The sequence below is a fragment of the Nocardia sp. NPDC059180 genome (assembly GCF_042754945.1).
GTDB lineage: Bacteria > Actinomycetota > Actinomycetes > Mycobacteriales > Mycobacteriaceae > Nocardia.
On the sequence record NZ_JBHZBU010000001.1, the window covers coordinates 86,115 to 112,832 of the forward strand.

Annotated in this window: 20 protein-coding genes; 8 read left to right on the forward strand and 12 right to left on the reverse strand. The window is 67.7% G+C overall.

Features of this window, described 5'->3' with window-relative positions:
- Positions 1-191: 191 nt before the first annotated feature.
- The 4 genes from ACFXNW_RS00390 to ACFXNW_RS00405 form a co-directional block, all read right to left on the reverse strand.
- On the reverse strand, positions 192-2,024 hold the full coding sequence (locus ACFXNW_RS00390; RefSeq protein WP_379414776.1) for a phosphoenolpyruvate carboxykinase (GTP): 1,833 nt from the start codon (positions 2,022-2,024) through the stop codon (positions 192-194).
- A 234-nt stretch (positions 2,025-2,258) separates the two neighbouring features.
- Entirely contained in the window at positions 2,259-3,815 is a 1,557-nt protein-coding gene (locus ACFXNW_RS00395) for a hypothetical protein (RefSeq protein WP_379414778.1), read from the reverse strand.
- Positions 3,802-4,911 carry a hypothetical protein gene (locus ACFXNW_RS00400; RefSeq protein ID WP_379414779.1) on the reverse strand — a complete coding sequence of 370 codons (1,110 nt, stop codon included), beginning with the start codon at positions 4,909-4,911 and terminating at the stop codon, positions 3,802-3,804. The genes ACFXNW_RS00395 and ACFXNW_RS00400 overlap by 14 nt, the downstream gene beginning before the upstream one ends.
- 114 nt (positions 4,912-5,025) lie before the next feature.
- Complete coding sequence (locus ACFXNW_RS00405) at positions 5,026-5,808, reverse strand: SDR family oxidoreductase (RefSeq protein WP_379414781.1); 783 nt, start codon at positions 5,806-5,808, stop codon at positions 5,026-5,028.
- A gap of 231 nt (positions 5,809-6,039) precedes the next feature.
- On the opposite strand from ACFXNW_RS00405, the gene ACFXNW_RS00410 reads away from it, so the two are divergent.
- From ACFXNW_RS00410 to ACFXNW_RS00425, 4 genes are all read left to right on the forward strand, one after another.
- The gene (locus ACFXNW_RS00410) at positions 6,040-7,416 is read left to right on the forward strand and encodes a lipase family protein (protein ID WP_379414783.1); all 1,377 of its coding nucleotides are present in this window, start codon (positions 6,040-6,042) and stop codon (positions 7,414-7,416) included.
- Positions 7,417-7,565: 149 nt separating this feature from the next.
- Positions 7,566-8,384, forward strand: coding sequence for a tRNA (guanosine(46)-N7)-methyltransferase TrmB (gene trmB, locus ACFXNW_RS00415; RefSeq protein ID WP_379414784.1), 819 nt, complete (start codon positions 7,566-7,568; stop codon positions 8,382-8,384).
- Positions 8,384-9,088 (forward strand): NYN domain-containing protein, encoded by a 705-nt coding sequence (locus ACFXNW_RS00420; protein WP_379414786.1) that lies wholly within the window; start codon positions 8,384-8,386, stop codon positions 9,086-9,088. The genes trmB and ACFXNW_RS00420 overlap by 1 nt, the downstream gene beginning before the upstream one ends.
- A complete protein-coding gene (locus tag ACFXNW_RS00425) occupies positions 9,088-12,288 on the forward strand; it encodes an MMPL family transporter (protein ID WP_379414787.1) in 3,201 nt (1,066 codons plus the stop codon). The genes ACFXNW_RS00420 and ACFXNW_RS00425 overlap by 1 nt, the downstream gene beginning before the upstream one ends.
- Before the next feature lie 86 nt (positions 12,289-12,374).
- Here the strand turns inward: ACFXNW_RS00425 and ACFXNW_RS00430 are convergent, their stop codons facing one another.
- The 6 genes from ACFXNW_RS00430 to ACFXNW_RS00455 all read right to left on the reverse strand — a co-directional run bounded on the left by ACFXNW_RS00430 (position 12,375) and on the right by ACFXNW_RS00455 (position 20,517).
- The gene (locus ACFXNW_RS00430) at positions 12,375-13,643 is read right to left on the reverse strand and encodes an MFS transporter (RefSeq protein ID WP_379414789.1); all 1,269 of its coding nucleotides are present in this window, start codon (positions 13,641-13,643) and stop codon (positions 12,375-12,377) included.
- A gap of 461 nt (positions 13,644-14,104) precedes the next feature.
- Positions 14,105-16,384 carry a DUF2339 domain-containing protein gene (locus ACFXNW_RS00435; protein WP_379414790.1) on the reverse strand — a complete coding sequence of 760 codons (2,280 nt, stop codon included), beginning with the start codon at positions 16,382-16,384 and terminating at the stop codon, positions 14,105-14,107.
- A gap of 241 nt (positions 16,385-16,625) precedes the next feature.
- Positions 16,626-17,276 (reverse strand): DUF1707 domain-containing protein, encoded by a 651-nt coding sequence (locus ACFXNW_RS00440; RefSeq protein WP_379416220.1) that lies wholly within the window; start codon positions 17,274-17,276, stop codon positions 16,626-16,628.
- 171 nt (positions 17,277-17,447) lie between these two features.
- Positions 17,448-18,104, reverse strand: a complete 657-nt coding sequence (locus tag ACFXNW_RS00445) for a response regulator (RefSeq protein ID WP_379414791.1) — start codon at positions 18,102-18,104, stop codon at positions 17,448-17,450.
- A 24-nt stretch (positions 18,105-18,128) separates the two neighbouring features.
- Positions 18,129-19,307, reverse strand: a complete 1,179-nt coding sequence (gene macS / locus ACFXNW_RS00450) for a MacS family sensor histidine kinase (RefSeq protein ID WP_379414792.1) — start codon at positions 19,305-19,307, stop codon at positions 18,129-18,131.
- Complete coding sequence (locus tag ACFXNW_RS00455; protein WP_379416222.1) at positions 19,285-20,517, reverse strand: AI-2E family transporter; 1,233 nt, start codon at positions 20,515-20,517, stop codon at positions 19,285-19,287. The genes macS and ACFXNW_RS00455 overlap by 23 nt, the downstream gene beginning before the upstream one ends.
- Positions 20,518-20,705: 188 nt before the next feature.
- Here ACFXNW_RS00455 and ACFXNW_RS00460 point away from each other — a divergent pair, with 188 nt between their 5' ends.
- The 3 genes from ACFXNW_RS00460 to ACFXNW_RS00470 are packed head-to-tail and all read left to right on the forward strand — an operon-like array spanning position 20,706 to position 23,745.
- Complete coding sequence (locus ACFXNW_RS00460; RefSeq protein WP_379416224.1) at positions 20,706-22,226, forward strand: adenylate/guanylate cyclase domain-containing protein; 1,521 nt, start codon at positions 20,706-20,708, stop codon at positions 22,224-22,226.
- A 4-nt stretch (positions 22,227-22,230) separates the two neighbouring features.
- A complete protein-coding gene (locus ACFXNW_RS00465) occupies positions 22,231-23,325 on the forward strand; it encodes a YbhN family protein (protein WP_379414793.1) in 1,095 nt (364 codons plus the stop codon).
- Positions 23,326-23,373: 48 nt separating this feature from the next.
- A complete protein-coding gene (locus ACFXNW_RS00470; RefSeq protein ID WP_379414794.1) occupies positions 23,374-23,745 on the forward strand; it encodes a DUF3054 domain-containing protein in 372 nt (123 codons plus the stop codon).
- Between the two features lie 6 nt (positions 23,746-23,751).
- On the opposite strand, the gene ACFXNW_RS00475 is transcribed toward ACFXNW_RS00470, so the two are convergent.
- On the reverse strand, positions 23,752-25,431 hold the full coding sequence (locus ACFXNW_RS00475; protein ID WP_379414795.1) for an NTF2-like N-terminal transpeptidase domain-containing protein: 1,680 nt from the start codon (positions 25,429-25,431) through the stop codon (positions 23,752-23,754).
- 310 nt (positions 25,432-25,741) lie between these two features.
- On the opposite strand from ACFXNW_RS00475, the gene aroQ reads away from it, so the two are divergent.
- Positions 25,742-26,191 carry a type II 3-dehydroquinate dehydratase gene (aroQ, locus tag ACFXNW_RS00480; protein WP_379414796.1) on the forward strand — a complete coding sequence of 150 codons (450 nt, stop codon included), beginning with the start codon at positions 25,742-25,744 and terminating at the stop codon, positions 26,189-26,191.
- Here the strand turns inward: aroQ and ACFXNW_RS00485 are convergent, their stop codons facing one another.
- Entirely contained in the window at positions 26,192-26,644 is a 453-nt protein-coding gene (locus tag ACFXNW_RS00485; protein WP_379414797.1) for a nitroreductase family deazaflavin-dependent oxidoreductase, read from the reverse strand.
- Positions 26,645-26,718: the final 74 nt, after the last annotated feature.

Here is a 26,718-nt window from a genome sequence, read left to right on the forward strand (position 1 = left end):
CGGTCGCAGCGCTTCGGACACAACGTCCGGTCAAACGTCGAATTTCGAGCGAAGCGAGACCGAGCATCCGAGTTCGCGGCCCGGCTCGCGTTTCCGCTGCCGCTGCGCAAGCCGAAGGCAAGCAGTGGTAGTGGAAACGCGAGCCATAAAGGGGCCGCGAACACGCGACGCCGCAGGCGTCGCAATCAGACTCAGCCCAAACGCTGCTTCAGTGCTTCGAACTCGTCGCGCACGCCGGAGGGCAGCTTGTCGCCGACGAATTCGAACCACTCTTCGATCATCGGGATTTCCTTGCGCCATTCTTCGACGTTCACCGCGAGCGCCTCGTCGACATCGGCCGGATCGACGTCCAGGCCCGCAAGGTCGAGGTTGGCCGCGTGCGGCACGGTGCCGATCGCGGTGGCCTCACCCTCGGCCTTACCGTCGATGCGGCCGACGATCCACTCCAGCACGCGGGAGTTCTCGCCGAACCCGGGCCACAGGAACCGGCCGTCATCACCGCGACGGAACCAGTTGACGTAGAAGATCTTCGGCAGCTTGGTCGCGTCCGCGCTCTTGCCGAGCGAGACCCAGTGGTTCATGTAGTCACCGACGTGGTAGCCCATGAACGGCAGCATCGCCATCGGGTCGCGGCGCACGGTGCCGACCTTGCCCTCGGCGGCAGCGGTCTGCTCCGAGGACATGGTGGCGCCCATGAAAACGCCGTGCTGCCAATCGAAGGACTCGGTCACCAGCGGAATGGTGGTCTTGCGGCGGCCGCCGAACAGGATCGCCGAGATCGGCACACCCTGCGGGTCGTCCCACTCCGGCGCCAGCGTCGGGCACTGCGACATCGGGGTGCAGTAACGCGAGTTGGGGTGCGCGGCGAGGGTTTCGGTCTCCCGCAGGTACCAGTCATTGCCCTTCCAGTCGATCAGGTGATCGGGCTCGCCCTCCAAGCCTTCCCACCAGACGTCGTTGTTGTCGGTCAGCGCGACGTTGGTGTAGACGGTGTTGCCCGCGTCCATGGTGGCCATGGCGTTGGGGTTGGAGCTGTGGTTGGTGCCGGGCGCGACGCCGAAGAAACCGAACTCCGGGTTCACCGCGTAGAGGCGGCCGTCCTCGCCGAAACGCATCCAGGCGATGTCGTCGCCAAGGGTCTCCGCGCGCCAGCCGGGGATGGTCGGCTGGAGCATCGCGAGGTTGGTCTTACCGCAGGCGCTGGGGAATGCGGCGGCGACGTAGTAGGACTTGTTCTCCGGGGAGATCAGCTTGAGGATCAGCATGTGCTCGGCCAGCCAGCCCTCGTCGTGCGCCATCGCCGAGGCGATCCGCAGCGAGTAGCACTTCTTGCCGAGCAGCGCGTTGCCGCCGTAGCCGGAGCCGTAGGACCAGATCTCGCGGTCCTCGGGGAAGTGGGTGATGTATTTGGTGTCGTTGCACGGCCACGGGACGTCGGCCTGGCCCTCGGCCAGCGGCGCGCCGACGCTGTGCAGCGCCTTCACGAACGGGCGATCGGTGCCGAGCTTCTCCAGCGCGGCGGCGCCCATCCTGGTCATCACGCGCATGGAGACGACCACGTACTCCGAGTCGGTGATCTCGACGCCGAGCTTCGGATCATCGGCACCGAGCGGGCCCATGCAGAACGGCACCACGTACATGGTGCGGCCCTTCATCGAACCGCGGTACAGCTCGGTCATGGTGGCGCGCATCTCGGTGGGGTCGACCCAGTTGTTGGTCGGGCCCGCGTCGGCCTCGGACTTGGAACAGATGTAGGTGCGCGATTCGACGCGCGCGACGTCGGAGGGGTCGGACAGGGCGAGGAAGGAGTTGGGCTTCTTCTTCTCGTCCAGACGCTTGAACGTGCCCGCCTCGACCAGCTGGTTCGTCAGGCGGTCCCATTCGGCGTCGGAACCGTCGGCCCACACCACCCGATCAGGCTGAGTCAGTTCGGCGACTTCCTGTACCCAGGCGAGCAGTTCGCTGTGTTCGGTCGGCGCTTTGCCGTCGGATCCACGAAGACCAGGAATGGTCGCTGAGGTCATGAAAACTCTCCTGAGATGGGCGGTTCTGCGGTGTTTCGGTCCTGGCCCAATCGGCGCATGACCAGCCCCGAACCACCGAGCGCCACCATTGGCTGGATGGCACCCGCTGCGGCCCGTCGATCGCGCCGACCGGCCGGCCGACGCACAGGGCGAAGCGGACGCCCAGGTTCCTGTCTAGAGGTTAACGCGATATGACGAACCGTACGGAATCGGGTTCCTTATATGTACCCCTCGTCACCGCTGATCATTCGTCCAACGACCGGGCGAGCCCATCCAGCGGTCGACGCTGTCGATGTCGCGTTCACAGGCGGCGAGCTGACCCGGTTGTTCGGCGATGTAGCGACGCAGCCGCGCCTCCAGTTCGGCGGCGCGGCGATCGACCTCGACCATCCGTTCGTTGCTCGACCGCACCACCCGCTCGGACAGCTGCGCTTCGGCCTCCACCATCGCCGTGCCGACCCGCTGCTCGAGCTGGGCTTTCACGTTCACCAGGGCATCGGCGACCCATTGCCGCAGATGGTTGCGGTCGGCGAGCTGGCCGCGCGCGCGCACCACCCAGTAGGCGACGCCCGCACCGAGCAGCAGCGTCACCGGCACGCTCGCCACGTCCAGCGCGGGCACAAGGCTGAAGGGCGATACCAGCAACCGGCCGAGGCCGACACCGGCCGACGCGCCGAGCGCGATCATGAGGTGATCTTCGACACCCCGCGCCCGCGGCTCGGGGTCCGGGCCCACCCGAGGCGGCGGATCGCGGCGCACCGGGCCCGGGTCCGGGCCGCCGACGCGGGATGCCAGTTCGGCCAGCCGATGCTCGATATCGGCGTCGACGGCACTGGCCAGTTCGGTCACCGCCCGCTGTAGCCGGTCCGGGTAGTCGCCGATATCGGAGCGGCCGAGCCGGTCGAGTTCGGCGCGAGCGGCGGTGTGCAGGGCCCGTACCCGCGCGCCGACCTCGGTCATCAGATCCAGCCGCGCCAGATGGAGCTGACTGCGCAGGGTGGACATGGCCGCGGTCCGGCCCCCGTCGCGACCGGCGAGCACGGTAGCGCGTTCCTCACGCAGCCGGACCGCGGCGGTACCGGCGCGCAGCGAACCCACCTGCTCGACGATGCGGGCCCTGGTGTCGGTCAGGACTCTGGTCCGTACTGCGGCGAATCGGTCGTCGCCCTCGTCGGCGGCGCCGAGCGTGGCCGCGGTGAGTTCGGCGTGCAGGGCGGCGAGGCCGGAGCGGTCGAGCAGGGCGGTATCACCCGAGGATCGCGCCGCCACCGCCAGGCGCGCGGAGACCGGCACGATATCGATATCGGTGATGCCCTGGCCCGCGAGCAGCGCCAGATCGCGGTCGAGCACCGTGCGCCAGTCCTGATGGGCGTGGATGCCGTTCATGGCGAGCAGCACCCTGGTACCACCCGCGCGCAGCCCGCGCACCATGTCGAGGATTGCGACGCCGAGGGTGATACCCGCGTCGAGCAGGATCAGCGCCACCGCGGCGGGCGCGTCACCCGAGGGTGAGGTGGTCTCGACGGCCGTGCGCGCGTCGGCGACCGGGTCGGTGAGGTCGACGTGCGGTTCGAACCGGGCCAGTTCGGTCTTGAGCAGCGTGGTGCCTGCGTCATCGGGACCGATCAGCACCACACCCGAGGCGCTGCCATTGCCGCCGACGGCTCGCAACAGCGCCATCCCCTGTGGATTCCATCGCTGCACCACCGCTTCCAGCTCCGCGGGCAACGCGGCGACGGGTGCGGCGGAATCGGTGCGCGAGGGCGGTTCCGGGGGATCAGAGACCTGCACTGCTCATTCGCTCCCATAGCCGGACGTACCCGTTGTGCACGCGCACCGCGGCACGGCGAGCGGCGGGCGGCATATCGCTGGAGACCAGCGAACGCCAGCGCGCGGCCCGGTTGAGCGCGTCGTCGGCGTCGGCGGGCGCAGGAGAGGGGTAGCCGGCGGCCAGATGCGCCACCGACGGATGAGCCAGGCCCGCGCACAGTCCGGTCCACAGGGCGTCATCGCCGTAGAGATAGTCCTCGAGCACATCGCGGGCCTGCCCACCATCGCCGGGCACCGCACGTGCGGCGAGCCTGGTGAGCTCATCGAGCAGTTCGCCGCCGCGCTGCGCGGAAACCTGCTCGTAGCGGCGGTGCAGCAGTGTGTGCAGCGGGTCGACGGCGCTGACGGCGTGCAGGATCTGCAGCAGGCCCTGCCCGCTGATCTCCGGCTGATGCCGGACGGCGCTCAGTGCACAGCTCACCCCATACAGATCCCAGCGCTGCAACAGTTGGGTGCGCTCGGCGACGTCGGGCCCGGCGTTCGGCGCGGTGAACAGATCCGGCGAGAGAGTGAATGCCGGGTCGGTGTTGCCGGCATGCCTGCGCAGGGTGTCCAGATCGGCGTCGGTGATCGCGCCTGCCCTGGTCCGCACCGCGAGCGAGGCGACGACGGGCAGCACGGGCCTGCCCAGTTGGCGGCCGTACTGCTCGGCGGCGATGACGGCATCGGGCCACCGGGAGCCCACCGCATCGGCCTTGTTGAGCACCACGATGGTGCGGTCCGGTGCCAGTGATCCGAGGATGCGCTGGTCGGCTGGGCCCGGGGCCGCGGCGAGCACGTAGACGACGATGTCACCGTCGAGCACCGGATCGGGCAGGCCGGGTTCGTCCACGGGGCCTGTCTCCACCGCCGACATCAGCGCCAGCGCGTGCAGCACGGTGGTGCGTCCGGTGTGCGCACGGCCGGTGACCTGGATGCGCGGCGGCATCCGCCAGCGGTCTACCGCGAGGCCCGCGTGATAACCGATCTGCGGATCGTTGCCCGGGCCCTGACCAAGGGCGTCGACCAGTTCGTCGAGCTGATCGCGCTCACGTGCCGGTTCACGTCGGTCGAGCATCGTTCCATCCGGTCCGGCGGCTGTCGGCATCGGTGCGCACCCCCCTGTCGAGTTCTGCGGGCATTCTTTCAGAAGTCGGGCCGACGGCGAGTGTGGGCCGCCGCACCGCACGCATCAGGAGCCGCTGACGTATTTGTTCACCGTGCGCACCGCCCAGTTGGGCGCGTACTTCGCGGCGGTGGCCAGCAGTTTCGCCTGGGCGCCGATCTCGTAGTGCACTCGTGGCAGCCTGCCCTGTTTCCTGGTGGCCGACCAGATCCCCTTGGCGACGTCCTCGGCGCTGAGCCGCACGCCAAGGGATCGAGTCGACTTCGTGTTCACGCCCTCGACCATCGCCGTGGCGACGAACAGCGGCCACACCGCGATGACGCGGATGTCGTGATGCGCCCATTCCAGGTCGAGCGCCTCGGTGAGCCCTTTGACCGCCGATTTGGTGGCGCCGTAGCTGGCGAGTTCGGGCTGGCCGTAGATGGCCGAGGCCGAGCACAGGTTCACCAGCTGGGCGCCAGGAGTGTCGCGCAGATAGCGGAAGGCGAGGTGGGTGCCGTTGATGACGCCACCGAGATTCACATCGACGATGGCCTGATGCTGGGCGAGGTCGATCGATTCGAACGGGCCCGCGCGCATCACGCCCGCGTTGTTGACCAGGATGTCGAGCCTGCCTGCGTCGTCCCAGAACTCAGCGAGCCGCTCGGACCATGCTGTGGTGTCCGTCACATCGAGGAGCCCGGTGCGCACGCTGCCGCCCGCGCTGCCGATATCGGCGGCGAGCCTGGTCAGCCCGACTTCATCGACGTCGTAGGCGCCGACGTGGTAGCCCTGGGCTGCGAAAAGCAGCGCCGTGGCGCGGCCGATACCGGCTGCCGCCCCCGTGATGAAAACCGTCGGACCACCCATGCCAGGCAGCGTAATGGCGATCACGGCGGCGTGCCGTACTATCCGCCTGGGCTGGTCCGGCGAATGCCGGGTAACTTACCCTGACCTTAGGGTCGGCACCACAGTCGGTGCGTAGCTTGACTTTTCGATCACGACGAGCGGGCGACACAGCGCGGCGCCGGACCGCGCGGCGGCGAGACGCCGCTGAATGTGCCCGAAGCCCGCGCATCGGGCCTCGATGAGGAGGTTGCGATGACTCGCGACAGGGCGGTCGATGCCGACCGGACGATCGGTGCCGAACCGGGCGAGGTGACGATCCTCGACACCGGCGAGGCGAGCACACCCCTGCTGCCGAGCCGCGACCCCTTCCATCGCCCGCCGCCGGGATTCGCCGATCAGCCCGCGGGCACCATCCTGCGCAGCCGCAAGATCGAGGTCGCGCTGTTCGGCATCGTGCCGCAACAGGTTTCGGCCTGGCAGCTGCTCTACCGCAGCTGTGACCTGCACGGGGACCCCGAGGCCGCGGTCACCACGGTGCTGCTGCCCCATGACGCCGATCCCTCGGACGCGCGCCCGCTACTGGCATTTCAGACAGCGATGGACGCGATCACCGAAAGGTGTTCGCCGTCTTACGCATTACGCCGAGGCGCCAAGGCGCTCGGCTCGGTGACCCAGATGGAATGGCTGTTGGTGGCCAACGCGCTGCGCCGCGGCTGGGCGGTGAGCATCGCCGACCACGAGGGCCCGAACGGCAACTTCGGTGCGCCGCGCGAACCCGGCTACCGCGCCCTCGACGGCGTGCGTGCCGCCCTCGCCTTCGCCCCGCTCGGCCTGCGCGCGGACACCCCCGTGGTCGCGTGGGGCTACTCAGGCGGCGGGATGGCCAGCTCCTGGCTGGTGGAGATGGCTCCGACCTACGCGCCTGAGCTCGACTTGGTCGGCGCGGCGCTCGGTGCGCCGGTAGGCGATCCCGGCCAGGTGTTCGTCCGGCTGAACGGCAGCCACTATGCGGGCCTGCCGACCATCGTCATCGCCGCGCTGTCGCGGCTGTACCCGGCGCTCGGGGCGCTGGTCCGCGACGAACTCACCACCGAAGGTAAGCAGCTGCTCGACCGGGCAGCGCGCTGGCCGACGGTGGCCGCGGTGCTCGGCCTGGCAGGCAAGCGGCTCGACGACTATCTGGACCGTCCGCTGGCCGAGGTGCTGGCCCGGCCCGAGTTCCAGACCATGCTCGACGATCTGCGGCTGGGCTATTCGACACCGGCCTGCCCGCTGCTTGTCATCCAGCCGGTGCACGACCAGATCATCCACATCGACGGCGTCGACGGGCAGGTGCAGCGCTATCGCAGCGGCGGTGCAGCGGTCAGTTATCTGCGCGACCGGCTCAGCGAGCACCTCACGCTGATGCCGCTGGCCGCGCCGATCAGCTTGGACTGGCTCGCCGACCGGGTGGCGGGCCGCCCGATCGTCGACGACGGCGACACCACCGTCTGGTCGGTGACGGCCTCGGTGGCGGGCGTACGCGGACTGGTCGAGCTGGCGACGACCGCGGTCAAGGTCGTGCTCGGCCGCCCGTTGCGCGCACCGCAACCTGCGGTCGCCGAGGTCGAACAGGCCAAGGCCGCCTGACACCCGGTGAAGTGCCGAAGGCGGCAGCGGAGCGGAACCATGCAGGCCCTCCGGGAAAGGCACAGTCGATTCCGCCCGACCCGGTCAAGCGCGGTTTACCGGCCACCCGGCCGGGTAACCACGCGGTCGCCTGCGCCGTAGAACACCCGATGCTGGACAATGGACGTGTGAACGACGCCGTGAACCATACAGACGAGTCCGTTCCGGTCCCACCGTCCACAGCTTCGGCTCCCGCTGATGCCGGCCGGCGGTCGAAGACCGGGTCCCGCCTGTATCCCCGGGTGACCAGCTTCCGGTCCCGGCGCGGCGCACTGACCCCCAACCAGCAGAAATCCTGGGATCGCACCTGGCCGGTGATCGGGCGCGAGGTGGCCGACGAACCGCTGGACGCCGATGCCTGGTTCGGCCGGTCGGCCCCGGTGGTCATCGAGATCGGCTGTGGCACCGGTACCGCGACCGCGGCGATGGCGCAGGCCGAACCGCATCTGAACCTGATCGGCATCGAGGTCTATCAGCCGGGCTTGGCCCAGCTGGTGCAGGCGGTCGAGCGGGAGCAGATCAGTAACATCCGGCTGCTGCGCGGCGACGCCGTCGACGTGCTGGAGAACATGATTGCCGAACAGTCGCTGACCGGTGTGCGGGTGTTCTTCCCCGATCCGTGGCCGAAGGCGCGTCATCACAAACGCAGGTTGCTGCAGCCCGCGACCCTCGCGCTCATCGCGAGCCGGCTGAAGCCGGGCGGTGTGCTGCACGTCGCAACCGACCACGCCGATTACGCCGAGCACATCGCCGAGGTCGGCGCAGCGGAACCACTGCTGACCGGCCTGAACGAGACCACCGGCGGCGTCAGCGCCGACCACCGCGACAGCGCGCCGATCGGCTTCGAACGGCCGGTCACCAAGTTCGAGGGCAAGGCCCATCGCGCCGGAAGCGCCATCACCGAGTTCATATGGGGGAAGATCGAATGATGAGCGTCAGTGAGATGGCACCGGCCGACGAGGTTGCCGGCGAGGTGCGCGGAGCCGATAGTTCGGATGTCCGCCGGGTGCTGCTGGTATGGGACGCCCCCAATCTCGATATGGGACTCGGCGCCATCCTCGGCGGCAGGCCGACCGCCGCCTACCGCCCCCGTTTCGACGCGCTCGGCCGCTGGTTGCTCTCACGCACCGCCGAGCTGTCGGGTGGCGCCGGTCAGCGCGTCGAACCCGAGGCCACGGTGTTCACCAATATCGCGCCGGGCACCGCCGATGTGGTGCGGCCGTGGGTGGAGGCGCTACGCAACGTCGGCTACGCCGTCTTCGCCAAACCCAAGATCGACGAAGACTCCGATGTCGACGCCGACATGCTCGCCCATATCGCGATGCGCCGCCGCGGCGCCGGGCTCGCGGGCATCATGGTCGCCTCCGCCGATGGGCAGGCCTTCCGGGAGCCGCTCGAGCAGATCGCGGCCGACGGCGTCCCCGTGGCGATTCTCGGCTTCCGCGAGCACGCGAGCTGGGCGGTCACATCCGATACCCTCGAGTTCGTCGATCTCGAGGACATTCCCGGCGTATTCCGTGAACCGCTGCCACGGGTTAGCCTCGACTCGCTGCCCGACGAGGGTGCCTGGCTGCAGCCGTTCCGGCCGCTGTCGGCGCTGCTCACTTCTCGCCCCGCACAAGGAGTCGCTTAGTGTTCACCCGCTGGGGCGATCTGGTCTACCGACTACGTTTCGCCGTCATCGGCGTTGTCGTGGCAGCTCTGCTGGCCCTCGGCGGCTACGGTCTCGGACTCGGCGACCATTTGAGCAACAGCGGATGGGACGACCCCACCTCGGAATCGGCCGACGCGGCGCGCATCTCCGACTCGGCCTACGGCCGCGATCACACCAGCGATGTGATCGTGCTGTACACCGCGCCCGAGGGTAAAACCATCCAGGACCCCGAGTTCAGCAGCAAGATCATCGACAACCTGAACCGGTTGCCGCGTGAGCATCCCGAGCAGATCGCCAAGATCAACGGTGCCTATTGGGCCACCGAAACCGGTCCGGCGCAGCCGAGTCTGTTCGGTTCCAAGGACGGTAAACACACCTTCGCCTCGATCGCCATCGTCGGTGACAACGACACCGATATGGTGCGCAACTTCCGCGCGGTCAAGGACGTCTTCTATATCGAGGGCATCGATGTGCAGGTCGCGGGCCTGCAAGCAGTCGCGGGCACACTCAACGACACCATCGCCAGCGACTCCAAACGCATGGAGGTCCTGGCCATTCCGGCCGTGGCCATCCTGCTGTTCTTCATCTTCGGCGGTGTGGTCGCCGCGGCGCTGCCGCTGATCGTCGGCGGCCTGACGGTGATCGGCGCCAACGGCATCGTCATGGCGTTGACGAATTTCACCGACGTCAACTCCTTCGTCTCCAACGTCGTCTCGATGATCGGTCTCGGTCTGGCGATCGACTACGGCCTGTTCATAGTCAGCCGGTTCCGTGAGGAATTGGCGGAGGGCTACGACACACCAGCGGCGGTCAGACGCACGGTGATGACCGCCGGTCGCACCGTGGTGTTCTCCGCGACCATGATCATCGCCAGCCTCGGCGGCATGCTGCTGTTCCCGCAGGGCTTCCTGAAATCGGTCGCCTACGGCACCATCGCGACGGTGTCGCTGGCCGCGCTGGCCTCGATCACCCTGCTGCCGGCCATGCTCGGCATTCTCGGGCCGCGAGTCGACAAGTTCGGGCTCAAGTGGTTCCGCAAGACCAAGACCGCCGAGGAAATCGAGAACGGTTTCTGGGGCCGCTTGACCCGCTGGGTCATGAAGCACCCGCTCAAGATCGCCATCCCGATCAGCATCCTGTTGCTGCTGCTGATCATCCCGGTCAAGAACCTGCAGTTCGGCGGCATCAACGAGCGCTACCTGCCGCCGGACAACCCGACCCGGATGGCGCAGCAGAACTTCGACGAGATCTTCCCGCTGCGTAAATCCGATCCGGTGCAGCTGATCATGATCTCCGAGAACAGCAATTCCGTCGGCAAGGTCTGGAAACAGGCCAGTGAGGCGCCGGGGCTGGCGGGCAAGTTCGAAGTGCCTGCCCGGTCGACGGAGCAGACCGACGTCTATCGGACGACCGTGACGCTGACCGACTCCGAGGACTACCGGCCAACCATCGAATACCTACGGGCGATGGAAGTTCCCGACGACGTCACCCTGCTCGTCGGCGGGCAACCAGCGTTCACCATGGACAGTATCGATGCGCTGATCGATCGCATGCCGCTGATGATCGCGCTGGTGCTGTTCGTCACGACGTTGCTGATGTTCCTGACGTTCGGCTCGCTCGTGCTGCCCATCAAGGCCGCATTGATGAGCGCGCTCGGCCTCGGTTCGACCCTCGGCATCCTGACCTGGATATTCGTCGACGGTCACGGCGCCGACCTGCTGAATTTCACGCCGCAGCCGATCATGTCGCCGGTGCTGGTGTTGATCATCGCGGTGGTCTACGGCTTGTCGACCGACTACGAAGTCTTCCTACTCTCACGCATGGTGGAGGCGCGCGCTCAGGGTGCCTCCACCACCGAGGCGGTCCGAATAGGCACCGCGCATACCGGCCGCATCATCACCGCGGCCGCATTGATCCTGCTGGTGGTGACGGGCGCCTTCGCGTTCTCCGATCTGGTGATGATGCAGTACATCGCCTACGGCATGATCGCGGCACTGTTCATCGACGCCACCATCCTGCGCATGTTGCTGGTGCCCGCCACCATGAAGCTGCTCGGCGACGACTGCTGGTGGGCCCCCGCCTGGATGAAGCGCATTCAGGAGAAGATCGGGCTCGGTGAACCCATCCTCGACGATGAGCGGCCGACCGGCGGCGAGGTCGTCGACCTGGTGAAGACCACGCCCATCACCGATCCGGTGACCATGCAGATGCCCGCCCTGCCGGAAAGCCAGCAGCGCAAGACGCCGCGGCGCCCGCGCACCGTGGCGGAGATCGAGGCAGAGGCGCCGACACAGCGGATGGATGCGCTTGCACCGGAAACGAAACCGGCGCCGGGATCCTCTTCCACCCAGCACATTCCGATGCCCGTGCCACCGGACCCGACTCGCCCGAGGGCTCAGCAGGCGACGCCGGAGCATGATGCTCGCGATACCGGAGCCGTGGGCGAGCCTGGCGGTTCGACATTGCGGTTCGCGCCGGCCGAACCACCCGCTTCGCCTGCGCGCGGTTCCGAACGCGTCATGCCGCCGGGCGGCGCCGATCGCGCCGACGGGACGATCGCCGATGGCGTCATGCGCGGTCACACACCCCGCCACGATGCGAGTTCGGCTCCGGGGCATGCCGAATCGAATCCGCAAGCATCGTCGTTCGGTTCACCATTCGGTCCCGCCGACCCGACGCGCCCGCATCCGCACCCGCAGCCCACGACGTTCGGCGCGCAATCGGAGCACTCCGACGATTCAGCGGAATCGGGACGTCCGCACCGGGATCCGTTCGGAATCGATTCGACCGAATCGGGTTTCGACCCCTTCGGTGAGACCGAATCACCGACCCAGCATTCGGATTACACACCCCCGGTGACACCTTCCCCGGAACAGCATTCGGCGCCTCGCCCGCTGCTGCCACGCGTCTCCACTCCCGGCGCCGCACCCGGGCAGATCCCGGTTCCTGATGAGGCGCCGACGACGGAAGCTCCCGCACAGCCGGAATCGGCCGAATCCCCATCGCCGGAACCCGAAGCCGAACCCGGCGACGACAGCCGCAGCAGCATCGAGAACTGGATGGCCGAACTCCGCTCCTCCCGCCGCCGTCCCCCACCCCCCGATCAGGGCCGCCACCATTCCGGTGACGGCCGCACGGTCAGCGTCAACGAGCTGCTGCGGCGGCGCGAGAGCGAGTAGATCGGGGCTGAGTCTCGTAGGTGACTTCCTCGGGTCGGCGGCGGCTCTGGGCGTCGGTCGGTCTGCCGGTCACAGCGGCAGCGACCTCACGCCGAGAGCTCATCGACAGTCGGAGCGGACTGCGATGCGCTGCCCGATCCTCGCTTGTCCCGCCGCGCGGTCATCCGCGGTAGCAGCAGGGGTGTCGCGAGCAGGAGCACACCGGCGGCGGCGATGGCGGCGCGAGGGCTGGTCACGGTCGCCAATACGCCCCAGATGGCTGTCGCCGCCGCGATAGTCGCGGTGCCCGTGATCGACCAGGCCGCGAGAACTCTTGCGAGCACGCCCGATTCGGTGCTGCGCAGCCGGTAGGTGGCGGAGACCGGGTTGAACAGGCCTATCGACAGGATCAAGCAGAACTCGGTGATCATCACGACGAGCAGACCTCCGATGCCCGGTCCGATGAATGCGAGTCCGAGTGGCCAGCAGGCACGCAGCGCGCCGAAGACGCGCAGAACGCGCTGTTCGCCGCACCGCGCGACCACGCGTCCAGACAGCCGCGCTCCCACCAGCCCGCCGAGACACGGCACCGCGAAGGCGAGCCCGTACTGCCAGGCGGGAAATCCCAACGGGCCGAGCATGAGTACGGCGAGCAGTGGTTCGGTGGCCATGATCAACCCGTTGACGGCCATGACATTGAGGAACAGAGGCCGCAATGTCTCATGGCGCAGGATGTAGCGCCAGCCCTCGATCAGATCACGCCCGCGAAATCTGCCCTTCGGCTTCGCCGGAGGCTGTTCGGCGCCACCGATGGCGGTGATCCCGAGGGCCGACAACAGGTAGCTGGAGGCATCGGCGGCGATCGTCACCACCGGCCCGAGCACACCGATCGCCGCGCCGCCGAGTGCGGGACCGACGATGGTGGCCGACCACGTGGTGGATTCGAACCGGGCATTGGCGATCAGCAGGTCCTCGCCCGGCACAAGCGTTTTCAAGAACGCACCGCTCGCCGCGTTGAACGCGATCTTCGAGGCCGCGACCACGATCGAAACGACCATCAGCTGAGCGAAGGTGAGTATGCCCGCGACGTAGGCGACCGGAATGGTGATCAGCGCGGCGAACCTGGTCATGTCCATCGCGATCATCACCGGCCGTTTCCGGTGGAACTCCACCCACGGGCCCAGTGGCACTGCCAGCAGGGCGCCCACCGCAAGGCCCGCCGCCGACAACGCAGACACCTGCGCAGGTGAAGCATCCAGCACCTGAATCGCGATGAGCGCGAACGCACCGAATCCCAGCGTGGTCCCGTAGGCGCTGACGGCGTATGCCGCCCATAGCCATCCGAACTGTCGTCCCAACGCGACCCGTCGCGACATCATCCGCACCTCGACCCTGCTACCCGTGCCGGCAGGCACAACCGCCCGTTGCGGCTGATGATGCAACCAACTGGCGACCAGGCCGGTCAAACAACCGATGACGGTCGCCTGACAACCTCTGGTTGTACGCGCAGCACCCGCGCAGTCGACGCGCTCAAAGTGCGCACAGTCTGCCGCCGCTTTCGGCTGCCGCTTCGCCGTTCGCGGATCGGGCGATCGGCCACCGAACCCATGAACAGATCCGCGACCTGCCTGGCCGCTGGCCGCGCCGACTGCAGCGAGCGCGGCGATTCATGAGCAGAACAAAAGGTCGTCCAAGCGCTTCGGCCTGGCCGGACCGACGCGGCCCTCGGGATATCTCCGTATGGCCCGTGCCCGAGATGCAGAAACCCCCGACCGATTCGGGCCGGGGGTTCCGCTGCGGATCAACCGAGAAGCGCGACGCCGTCTGGCGGTAGCTCTCAGGGCGTCGGCGGGTTCCCGCCGCCCGCATCGGCAAATGCTCGGGCGTAGCGGGTGCCTGCCAGCAGGAGCAGGACGCCGACGATGAGGAAGGCCGCGACGCGGACCAAGCCGTCGAGGGTGGCCAGGTCGAACAGGAACAGCTTGGCCAGGGCAGCGGCGGTGACGAGCAGACCGGAGCCGAGGGCCAATTTGGCCACGGCGGGCGAGCCCGCCAGTTTGCGCAGGCCGTAGAGCAACGCGGCAGTGGCGGCGACCATCCAGGCGATGGTTGCGGCACTATGGCCGATGAGGAAGCCGTCGGGCGTGCCGGTGGCTACCCCGATCGACACCGTCGCCGCGGTCACCGCGTACAGGCCGGCCAGACTTCCGGTGATCCACAGCACCGCATCGGCGACATCACCACCGACTCCGGGCAGCCTACGGGCGGCCCACACACCTACCAGCACCACTGCGAGTGCGAGCAGTGCGGCCAGCAGCGTCGAGATACCGAGCTGATCTTCGGCGTAGCGTTGCACTGCAAGGGTTTCCGGCGAGGCGCTGTCGAGGAACACCAGTGCGCCGAGAACCGCGAATGTCGTGCCGATTCCCGCGGCGACCGGATTGCGCAGCTGTCCGGCAACCGCCAGGAATCCGAGTGTGATCAGCAGTAGCGCTATCGGCAGCGTCTGCACGCTGGTCGCGCCGATGCACGCCTCGAGCAAGGCGAACGATCCGGCGACGGCGGCCGCGATCGCGGTGTGCGCCGGAATAAACTGGCGCAGGCGCTGATTCGGCAGCACTGCCGTCACTGCGAGAATGAGCAGCACCGTGGCGAACAGGGCTGCGATCAGTACGGAGGTGCGCCGTTCGAACATCACCGGCGCGGCGAGCAGCGGGGTGGCCGCCATCGCGAGAGTGATGGTCGCGGTGATGTCCCCCTGCCGTTTACGCACCGCGAACACCGCACCGGCCAGCCCGACGACCGCGATGGCGACCGCCGCCGTGAGCAGCCAGTACAGCCGGGCCCGCTCTGGGTCATCGAAGGTGACGACGGCAATCGCCGCCAGCGCGGCCAGTACCGCGGGCGCCGTCCGAATGATGTGCAGGATCGGCCAGTTACGCGCCAATTGCACCGGTACACAGGCGGCTTGCAGCACGATCAGGAATCCGAGCAGCACCAATTCCACCGTGACCACCGGCGACAACACCGCCGCCCCGGCCACCACCAGCACGGCGAGGGTCTGCGAATTCCACCGCATCGCCAGCCACACCCCACCCGCCGCGACCGCAGACCCCAGCGCAAGCCCCCCGACCGGCGGCAACCATTCGTACACGGTGGTCACGCCGACCACATTCAGGTAGCCGCCCGCAATGCCGGTGGCCGCCAAGGCGATTCCACCGACCTGCCCGCCACGGCGTCCGTACACCCGAACCCCGGCGGCCACGAGCACGGCCGAGAACGCCACTCCCGTCGCGACCCGCGGCACCGGCCCGAAGAACCCCGCCTGCGCGGCGAGCACCAGCAGCATGACCACGCCGATCAACGTCACCCCGACCCCGGCCACCGCCAGAATTCGGCTGATCACCCCATCCTGCTGCCACCACGGCGTCCGCTTCGGCACCTGCGGCGGACGCCACGCGGCGCCGACCGGCGCACCCCATCCGCGGTTGCCGGGGGGAAGACCGTAGGGCACACCGGCACCCCGCGGTGCCCACGCGCCTTGCTGCCCGAACTGTCCGGTGGGTGGCGGGTACGCCCCTGGCGGCGGCACGTAGGTCCCGGCGGGCGGCGCGAACGGTCCGAATGGCGGCACCGCACCCGCTCGGCCAGGCTGACCAGCGGTGTCGTTGCCCGGACCCGCGTGCACACGTCCGGAGTCAGGAGGTTGCGGCACACTTGCGGCCGACCCGGCCTCCGCACCTCGAGGCGCCTGGCGTGATGTCTCCTGCGCGCCGACACCAGCCGCGGCGACAAACGCGGCGTCCTCGGTCGGCACCGTCGAATCGGCTGCGGCCGTCGACGCCGTCCGCGCGCCGTCCGGCACAGCCATCGAACCGCCGTCTGCCGAGGCGGGGCCGGGCGCGTCGGCGGACGCCGAGTCGCCGGATTGCCCCGCAGTCGACTCGCCTCGCCGACGCGACGCCGCCGAGCCCTGGGCCCGGCCCGCATCCCCCTCTGCCGCGACCTGGACCCGCAACAACTCCAGGTCGCGCCCCATTGCCCACATCTGATCGCCGAGCGCCTCGAACTCCCCCGACAACCGCGAGATCAGCACCGGATCAATAGCTGTACTCATGCTCCTAATGCTCGGCCCCGGCCCTACCAGCAGGCATGAGTAGAAACCCCCGTCGGCCCCGAAGATCTACCCGAGATTGCTCAGCGGGTCGGACCGGCGCGTGCGCAGGCGGGCGGGCACGCTATTCCCGTCTGCCCCGCGACAGGGAGCGCGATGACGTCGATGATCCGCTCCAGACCGGCGTAGTCCTTGGGATTGGAAGTGACCAGCGGCAATTGCTCCGCCGCAGCCTTTGCCGCGATCAGAATCCCATGAGCTTGCGCCAGTTCGACATGAACGGGTGTTTGGCGGTGACCGAGCCGAAGCGGGTCCGGCCATGGACGACGAGGTGGAGGCGGCCGATGGGCGGGCCGGTGCGGACCTTGTTGTTGGTGCTGGAGCCGACCAGTTCGATGCCGTTGAGGTCGACGGTGGCTTCGCTGGGGACGATCAGCGTGAGCGAGCTGGCGTAATCGTCGACGTGCAGTTCCACGACCTGGGTGGACATGATCGCCTCGGTGAAATCCAGGGTCACGGTGGAGAGCACGTTGTTGGCGTGCAGTACGGGCGCCACCTGCCATGGGCCGCGCCTGCTCAGCGTCGACAGCCTGCCGCGGATCACGCTGCTCGGATGGTGCGGCACCGGAGCGGTGGGCGGCGTGGCCGGTTCCGACAGCGAACGCGGTGCGTTCACGAAGTCCGTAGACGGGGCGGCGGGCTGCCCGACCAACCGGACACCGGGCAGGTCGATGAGCACGGAATTCAGCTCGCCGCGTGTCTTGGCGGCCAGCGCGGTGTCCATTCGCTCGGTGAACTCGCCCAGCGAGAGCATGCCCAGACCGACGGCGCGTTGCAGCAGCTGACCGACATGCTCCCGTTCGGCGTCGGAGACCCGCAGGTCGCGATCGCCCACCGGACCGCCGGAGCCGGTGCCTGAAGAATCCGAATCGGGGCCGCCCATGCGTCCGAGGTTACCGATCACGGGCCCGTTCCGGCATCGGGGCGATCCCCGATTCCGGAGCTGACGACATCCTCCCGAAGTCGTACAGCACAGATCCGGCAGTCTCGCCGCTGAGGAGCCAGCCTATTCGAGCCCCTGCTCGATCGCGTACCTGGTCAGCTCGACCCGGTTGGCCAGCTGCAACTTCCGCAGCGTCGCCTGCACATGGTTCTCCACGGTGCGATGCGACAGGCCGAGCCGGGACGCTATCTGTTTGGCCGACAACCCCTTCGCCACCATCCGCAGCACCTCGGTCTCGCGATCGGTGAGCGCGGGCCGCGGCGGCGTCGCCGGATCCGCGGGCGCGGTGGCGATGCGCCGGTATTCGCCGAGCACAAGCCCCGCCAGGCCGGGTGTGAACACGGCCTGACCGGCTGCGGTGGCACGAACGGCATCGAGCAGTTCCGCCGATGACGCGCTCTTGACCAGGTATCCGATGGCGCCCGCTTTGATCGCGTCCAGCACGTCGTCGCGTTCGGCCGACGCCGACAGCACCAGCACCCGGCTGGCAGGCGACACCCGCAGCACCTCACCGGTGGCTTGCGCACCGTTGCCGTCGGGCAGCTGCATATCCATCAGCACCACATCGGGGCGCACCGCCGCCGCACGCCTGGTCGCCGCGCACACACCGTCGGCGGTCGCGACCACCTCGAACCCGGACTCGGCCAGATCGCGCGAGACACCGTCGCGCCACATCGGGTGGTCGTCCACCACCATCACGGTGATCGCGTTGCCGCTCATCCGATACCTCCCTCGTCCGAGTGCTCAACCACGTGGCACCCGGATTTCCCATTCGGTGCCGAAGCCGACACCACCGGTTTCCTCGGTCAACAGTTCCGCCGTGCCACCCAGCGCCTCGATCCGGCCGACAATGGAGCGTGAAACCCCCATCCGCCCTTCGCGTTCGGCCTCGGCCAGGCGTCCTGGCGCGATACCGACACCGTCGTCGCGCACGCTGATGATCAGCTCGTCACCAGTGTCTTCCAGCAGCACATAGGTTTTCGCGTCCGGCCCGGCATGCAGTCCGACATTCGACAGCGCGGTGGCGACGGCCGCCGCGATCTCGCCCGCCGCCCATCGCCCGACCGGCACCGGATCGCCCGGTGTCGATACGAAGACGGTCGGCGTGGCGTGCTCGGTCAGCAGCGGACGCAGATCGACCTCGGCGCCGCCGTCGTCGACACGGGTGCCCTGTTCGGAGATCAGCACCCGAAGCGCCACCTCCTGCTCGCCCGCCCGACGGGCCAGTTCTTCGGTGGGTCCGCCGATTTCGGTGCCGCGACGTTTGATGTAGCTGAGTACTTGCAGCACCCCGTCGTGCACTTGACGGGCGAGCCGCTCGCGTTCCTCGGTCGCCGCAGTCAACCGCACCGCACGCTCCAGCTGACGTTGCGCGGCGCGCGCGGTATTGGCGGCGAGTCCGAGCGCCAGCCCCACCGACACCAGAACGGGCGCGGTCGCATCCGTCCACACGTCTTGGCCCCACTGGTCGCGCACGGTGATGCTGGTGGCCGCGATCAGCACTCCGGACAAGACACCGAGCAGCGGTCCGCGCAGGATCGCCGCCGAGATCACCGCATTGGTCGCCCACAGCGTCGTCGGCAGGGTCTGATGGCCGTGGTACCAGTCGTAATCGGCGACCAGCCGGGTCGAGGCCATCAGCGCGATCACCACCACATGGTCGCCGAGCACCACCCAGCCACGCAGCCGAATCGCGTCGGGGAAATGCCACTGCGACAACATGATCGCCGAGACACCCGACCACACGGCCATTATCGCGATCAGCACCCAGCTCAGCCGCTGGTTTTGGTAGTACGGCACCGAGGCGATCTGCTGGCCTACCGCATACAGCAGGGTCACCAGCCGGAACGCCTGCGCGGCCCGCCACAGCGGCGCGGTCGCGGTGTCGGCGGCGCTCAGCTCAATCGTGCGAGGTCGCGTCATCGGCTGTCCCGGAATCATCGGCAGGCTTGTCCGCGGCGGCCTTGCCCGATTCGGGCTTATGCTGTGCCTCGGCCAGCATCGCCGACAGATCGAACCGGCCCGGCTCGGGCTCGTCCGGTTCGGCCGAATACAGCCGGCCGCGCTCGTCGTCGTCGGTCTGCAGCTCCTCGAACAACTCCTCCGGATCGTCGGCCAGCAACGACCGGATCGCGGTATTCATCACCGCGACGAACGGCACGGCGAGCAGACCACCCGCGATACCGCCGAGCACCACACCCGCGGTGATGGCCAGCACTACCGCCAGCGGATGGATGCTCACCGCCCGGCCCAGCAGCAGCGGTTGCAGCACATGGCCTTCCAACTGCATCACCGCGATGATGATGCCGAGCACGATCAGCGCCGTCACCAGCCCCTTGGTGACCAGCGCGATGAACACCGCGACGAAGCCGGCCAGGAACGCGCCGATGATCGGGATGAACGCGCCGACGAACACCAGTGACGCCAGTGGCAGCGCCAGCGGCACCCCCAGGATCGCCAGCCCGGCGCCGATACCGATCGCATCGACCGCCGCCACCGCCACCGTCGCGCGCACGAACCCGACCAGCGACCCGAAGCCGAGCTCACCGGCGGTACGCACCCGCTGCCGATGCGGCTTCGGCACGATCCTGGTGACGAACTGCCAGATCTGATCGCCGCCATAGAGGAAGAAGATCAGGATGAATAGCGTGAGGAAGGTGCCGGTGAGGATGTGCCCGATCACTGTCGCCGTGGTCAGCGCCCCGCTGGTCAGCTCGTCCTGATTGGACTGGATGGTCTTGACCGCGGTGTCGCCCGCGCTGCGGATCTGGTCCTCGCTGAGATGGATCGGCCCGTTGATCAGCCAGTTCTGCACCTCTTTGATGCTGTTGGTGAACTGATCGGTCAGCTGTGGCACGCCCTCGACGAACTGCTCGACGACGAAGGTGAGGATCCCCGCGACCAAGCCGAGCGAACCGGCGAGCACGACGAACACGCCGACCCAGCGCGCTATCCCCAGTCGCTGCATCCAGTCCACCAGCGGCGCCAGCAGTGCCGCAGCCAGCAGGGCGATGGCCAACGGAATCACCACCGTCGCCAGGCGCTGCACGACCATGGCGAGCACCGCGACCAGCGCGAAGATGACGAGTAGTCGCCACGACCACTCCGCGCTCACCCGCACGATCGGATGCACCGCGTCGGCTGCCGCTGACGCTCTCCCCTCCCGCTGTGCCGCCGTCTTCGGCGTCGACCCCGCGGAACCTGACTTCGGCTCGGTCACCTTGCCGAGCTTATCGGCGCAACCCCACCGCGCAGAGGATAGATGTTCGAAACGCTAGATTGGTGATCGTGTCAGCGCCCTTGGAAGCGGTCAAACAGACCATGCATACGCGCTGGCCGCTGTACCTGGCGTCGATGCTGCTGGCGAATGCGTTCGGCGCGGTGCTGGTGTGGGCGTTCATTCAGTACGGGCTGCCGGTGCCCGAAGGTGAGCTCGGCGGCCCGCGCCGGGTCGGCCTGCTGATCCCGGCCTTGGTCTTCACCATCGGCGGCCTGCTCAGCGTGGTCGCCTCGGCGTTGATGCTGCGTCCGGTGATGCGCTGGCAGGTCCGCGGCGGCCCGCCGAGCAGGCAAGAACAGATGGCCGCGCTGCATGCACCGCTTCGGCAGGCGATCCTGCATCTGGCGTTGTGGCTGGTCGGCGGCGCGGTGCTGGCCTCGCTGATCATCGTCGACACGCCCGAACTGGCCGGCGCGGTGATCGTCACCGAATGTATGGCCGCGACCATCGTGTTCGGCTTCACCTACATGCTCGGCGAACGCATCCTGCGCCCGGTCGCCGCCGAAGCGCTCACCTCCGGCACCTTCGATCAGACCCTGACCCCCGGCGTCGGCACCAGAATGGCCATGACCTGGGGCATGGGCACCTTCGCCCCGACGATCGCGATCGTGCTGCTGTGCGTCACCCAGATCTCCTCCGACATCAAATTCTCGGCTCAGTCGCTCGCGGTGTCGATTCTGCTGCTGTGCGGTGTGGTGATCATGCAGGCGCTGGCGTTGTCCATGCTCACCGCCTCGAGCATCTCCGATCCGGTGCGCCAGCTCAGCCAGGCGATCAACCGGGTCCAGGCCGGCGCGCGGGATGTGCAGGTCGAGGTGTTCGACGGCAGTGAGATCGGGCTGCTGCAGGTCGGCTTCAACCGCATGATGGAGGAGGCCGCCACCCGCCAGCAGCTGCAAGAGCTGTTCGGCCAGCATGTCGGCGCCGAGGTGGCGCAGCGTGCCCTCGACTACGGCACCGAACTCGGTGGTGAGACCCGCTTCGTCGCGGTGCTGTTCGTGGATATGGTCGGCTCCACCGCGACCGCCGCCGAGCGCCCGCCCACCGAGGTGGTGAGCCTGCTCAACGAGTTCTTCCGGGTCGTGGTCGACGTCATCGATCGCCACCACGGATTCGTCAACAAGTTCGTCGGCGATGCCGCGCTGGCGATTTTCGGTGCGCCGCTGGATCGTCCCGACGCACCGGGCGCCGCCCTCGCCGCGGCAAGGGAACTGCGCGAGGCGCTGCGCGAAGTGCGCGGTCTCGATATCGGTATCGGCGTGTCGGCCGGTTTGGCCGTTGCGGGGAATATCGGTGCGGCCAACCGTTTCGAGTACACGGTCATCGGAGATCCGGTCAACGAGGCGTCCCGATTGACCGAGCTGGCCAAAGACCAGCCCGGTCGGGTGCTCGCCTCGGGCTCCGCGCTGTATTTCGCCGATGAAAGTGAGCAAGAGTTTTGGGTGAGCGGCGACGAGGTACAGCTGCGCGGACGCCGCAGAAAAACCAGATTGGCCTGGCCGAAGAACGGCGCCGAGGCGACCGACGGTGCAGACGAAGAACAGGTGCGTTCGTTAGGCTGACCGAGTGACGGCCAACGGTGCTCCAACAGGCGATCATGCCTCGCCCGCGGCTACCGTCGCGCCGATTCGGCGGAAATTGCGGTGGCTGAAATGGGTCGCCGGTGTGGTGTTGCTCGCATTGTTGATCGGCGAAGCCATCTATCTGTGGCCGCGTTTGCACGAATCGTGGCGCACACTCACCGAAATTCATTGGGGCTGGGTCGCGCTGTGCATCGCATTCCAGGCGATGTCGATGAGCGGATTCGGGCGGGTGCAGAAACAGCTGCTCAGCGCCGGTGGTGTCGAGGTCAGCCAACGTAAATCGGTCGCCGTCGTCTACGGCGCGACGGCGATGTCGGTGACGCTGCCTGCCGGGCAGGTCTTCTCCACCGCCTTCACCTACCGCCAGACCAGGCGCTGGGGCGCGAGCCCGGTGGTGGCGTCCTGGCAGCTGGTGTTCTCCGGCGTGGTCGCCGCGGCGGGCTTGGCGCTGCTCGGGGTCGGTGGTGCGCTGCTGGTCGGCAATCGGGTGGGTCCGGTCAAGCTGATCGTCACGGTGCTGGCCATCGTGGCGCTGGTGTGGGCGGGCAATTACATCTCCAGCAATCCAGGTGCGCTCGAACTGGTGTTGCGCAAATCGTTGGCGCTGGTGAACCGGGTGCGCAAGCAGCCTGCCGACCACGGTATGGACAAAGTCACCGAGATGCTGGCCCAACTGGAGTCGGTCGACCTCGGCAAACGCGACGGCGCGTGGGTGACCGGATGGGCCCTTGTGCACCGATTCGCCGATGTCGCCTGCCTCGGCGCCGCTTGTTATGCGGTCGGTGGAGATCCCAAGTGGGCCGGCCTACTGATCGCTTTCGCCGCGGGTAAAGCCGTCGGCTCCATTCCGTTCGCGCCGGGCGGCATCGTTTACGTCGACGCGACCCTGATCTATGGCCTTACCGCCGCCGCGGGTCTGCCCGCCGCGCAGGCCGTCGCCGCCGCATTCGTCTACCGGTTGGTGAGTTTCATTCTGGTGGCGATCATCGGATGGATCGTTTTCGCGTTCCTTTTCCGTACCAAACAGGCCGACGACGCCGAATACGAAAAGGAATTCGAACAGCGTCGCACCGTGTAACCGTGGTGTCGCGGGGAGCTTGTTGAAACAAACACTAAGCTGACCCGCGTGAGGATTTTCCTGCCGTTGGTGATCGATGCCCTCCTGGTGGTCCTGTTCTGCGCGATCGGACGGCAAAGTCACGACGAGGCGGTGCTCGCCGGATTGTTGCGGACGGTATGGCCGTTCGCCATCGGACTGGCGGTCGGCTGGCTGGTGGCGCTACTCGCGGCGAGCCGGATGTACGGCGAGAGCGCCCGCTTCGACGGCAGTGCGCTCTGGCCCACCGGAGTCCTGGTCTGGCTCGGCACTCTCGGCGGTGGCATGCTGCTGCGTTCGATCAGCGGTCAGGGCACCGCGTTCAGCTTCATGCTGGTCGCGTCCGGTGTGCTCGCGTTGTTCCTGCTCGGCTGGCGCGCGGCGTGGACCGCGATCAACTGATCCAGCTCAGGGCTCAGGCGTGGTGAAGGCCCGGAACATCCGGGCCGCCATGCGGACTGCCGCGTCACCGCCGTCGAGATTGTCGATGTGAATAGCGAAGGCCAGATCGCCCATCGTGGCGATCAACCAGCCGTCCTCGCCCGCTTCCGCCACAAAGCCGGTGACCCCGCCGTAGGTCCGCAGCTCTGCCATCCGGGGATCGTTCATGCCGTCGCGCATCATGGTGCGCAGCCGGTCCGTGATCGGCGCCCCCAATGGGCCGAGCTGAGCATCTGTTTCACCGGGCCGCCCACGTTCGATCATGGGTGGCGGCACCGAACCACGCGCGATGGCAGAGGCGGCGATCGCCATCCCGAAGGGACTGGCCAGTACCGCGTCCGCCCCGCCGCCCTGCCGGACTTGCTCGGCGCTGCGTCCCGAGATCGCCAGCCGTCCGGTGACCTCGTCCAGGCCGGGAACCCGGAAATCGACGCCGACGCCGAGCATCGAGGCGGCCTCGGCCGCTTCCTGCACGGACACGTCCTGCGGTGCCTTGCCTTTGGCTGTCGCCGCGACGGCGCGGAACAGCTCGATGTTCCCGCCGATCGGGTACAGCCCGGTGAACGCCACCGGTCCGTGCGCGCTGGCATAGCCGTTCTGGGCAACCGCGACCACCGCACCGCTCGAGGGCTGTATCGCAACGATCGAAGCGGGACTAGCCACGCTGACCACCGCGTCCAAGGCGGCACGCTGCAGCTTTTGGTCCAGGGTTGCGGCGATATCCGGTCCTGCCGGGCCCTGCTCGCCGGCCAACTGGGTGATGAAGCGGCCGTCTTTTTCGAACAACTGGACGCCCCACCCGGAGTGCGCTTCCTGGCTGTCCTTCCACACCTCGTTCAGCGCGTCGAGCATGGGCGAGCGCACCCGGCGATCGATGGAGATGAGCCGAGGATGCTTTTCCATCACCACACCGGGAATGGGCGCCATGCGCGGCTCGAGGATGTTGAAGTCGCCGTCGCGCAGGCTGACCGCGACGATCGGCTTGCCCTGCGAGGACGCCAGGTCCTGCATCAATGAGGGCCCCGTGATCAGCGAGGCGACCGGTTCGATCACGGTGGCCAGGGCATTCGTGGAGGCAACCGGATCTGGCATCAGTGCCGGATCCAGTTTGATCACGTTGATCGTCTGCTCGGCCATCATCGGCTCGCCGACGATATCGACCACGCGTGGTGGTGGATTCGGTGTGGTGCGCACCAGCTTGACGTCGCGGCTGTGACTCAGCTGCGGCATGACGATCGCGGGGTCCCAGGAGATCCGCCAGCCGATGGCGAGCTTGCGCACCGAACCTTCGATGCCGTAGCTCCAGTCCTTGCCCTCGCCGAAGTTCCAGTCGACGTCCATGCTGAACAGACCCGACGCGGGATCGAGTCCGATGAATTGGGTCTTCTCGTAGTCGACTTCGCCCGATTCCAGGCCCTCGAACATTTGCTTCAGGGTTGCCGAGGCCGCAGTGGGGTACGAAGTCAGCTCCGCGGCGGCCGCGTAGTCATGGTCGTCGAGCAACTCGGTAAAGCGCTCGACCACAGCCTCGGCTTCGTTCGGCTGCTCACCTAAACCACACGATCCCATCGCGAAAACCAGAACCGCCACCCCCGTGAGGGCCAGTGCGCCCCGGAAGCGAAAGCGGCGGGATCCCCACACATCCATGTCGCCCACTCTTCACTCTTGTCACTCCAGTAACAAGACCACCGTACCTGAACGATCCCTGTATGCGGCGCCCCCGGACCCGGGAACGCAACCCGTACACAACGATCCCAATTGTGCCCGATCCCTCCCGTCTTCGAGGCCGTTCACCTACGTCGTCCGGCAGTCCGAAGACAACCGGCGCCGCTACCGTACCGGCAGCGGCCATGCCGTGTGTAGATACCACCGCACTCGGCGTTTCTCCATAGATACCCGGGGCGGCCCGCGGCCAATCTCGGAGGCCCTCGCCGACCGGATCGGTAAGGTTGCCGGCATGCCCGAAACCGCTGCGCCGAACCTGCCGATCCTGGTGCTGAACGGACCGAACCTGAATATGCTCGGTGTCCGCCAGCCGGAGATCTACGGTTCGGCGACGCTCGACGACGTGGTGGAGCTGTGCACTCGCACCGCCACCGGACTCGGCCGCGAGGCGCAGGCTTTCCAATCCAACTCCGAGGGCGCCCTGATCGATCGGATCCATCAGGCCCGCGGGACGGTCTCGGGAATCGTGATCAATCCCGGTGGGCTCACCCATACCTCGGTGGCCCTGCGCGACGCGCTGGTGATTCCGGAGGTTCCGATCGTGGAGGTGCACGTCAGCAATGTGCATGCCCGCGAGGAGTTCCGGCACCACTCCTTCATCTCCCCCATCGCGACGGCCGTGATCGCAGGCATGGGCGTGTTCGGTTATGCCGCCGCCATCGAATTCCTGATTCGGCGCTGATCAGGCGATACGGAAGACGGGGAACCCCGGTGCAACCGCGGCCAGCTCGTCGTCGGTGGAGTCCTTGGTGATGCCGTCGAAGAACCGGCCCACCTCCCAGCCCCAACGCTTCAGGTAGAGGCGCAGCAACGGCACCTTGTCGGCGTCGTCGACCTCGCTCACGGTGAACGCCTCCACCTTCCGCCCGAGGCGCAGCTCGCCCCCACCGGCCACCCGCAGATTCCGCACCCACTGGGTGTGCCCGCGCGGCGCGACCAGGTAGCGCGCCCCGTCGGCATCCATCACATTGACCATCGTCGTCCGCCACTCGCCACTCTTACGCCCACGCACCGCGAGCAGCCGCGAACCCATCACGCTGATCCCCAGCTTGGGCAGCAGGTTCGCGATCCGATTCATGGTCGCCTCACCCCGGCCCGGGCCGATGTATCGGTTGGTCGCGTTGTTGCCGGTCATGTCCGCCTCCTGGTGAGCATTGCTCTCTGTTGAGAACAACAGTCTCACATGTCGACACCGGAGTCAAGAGCAGT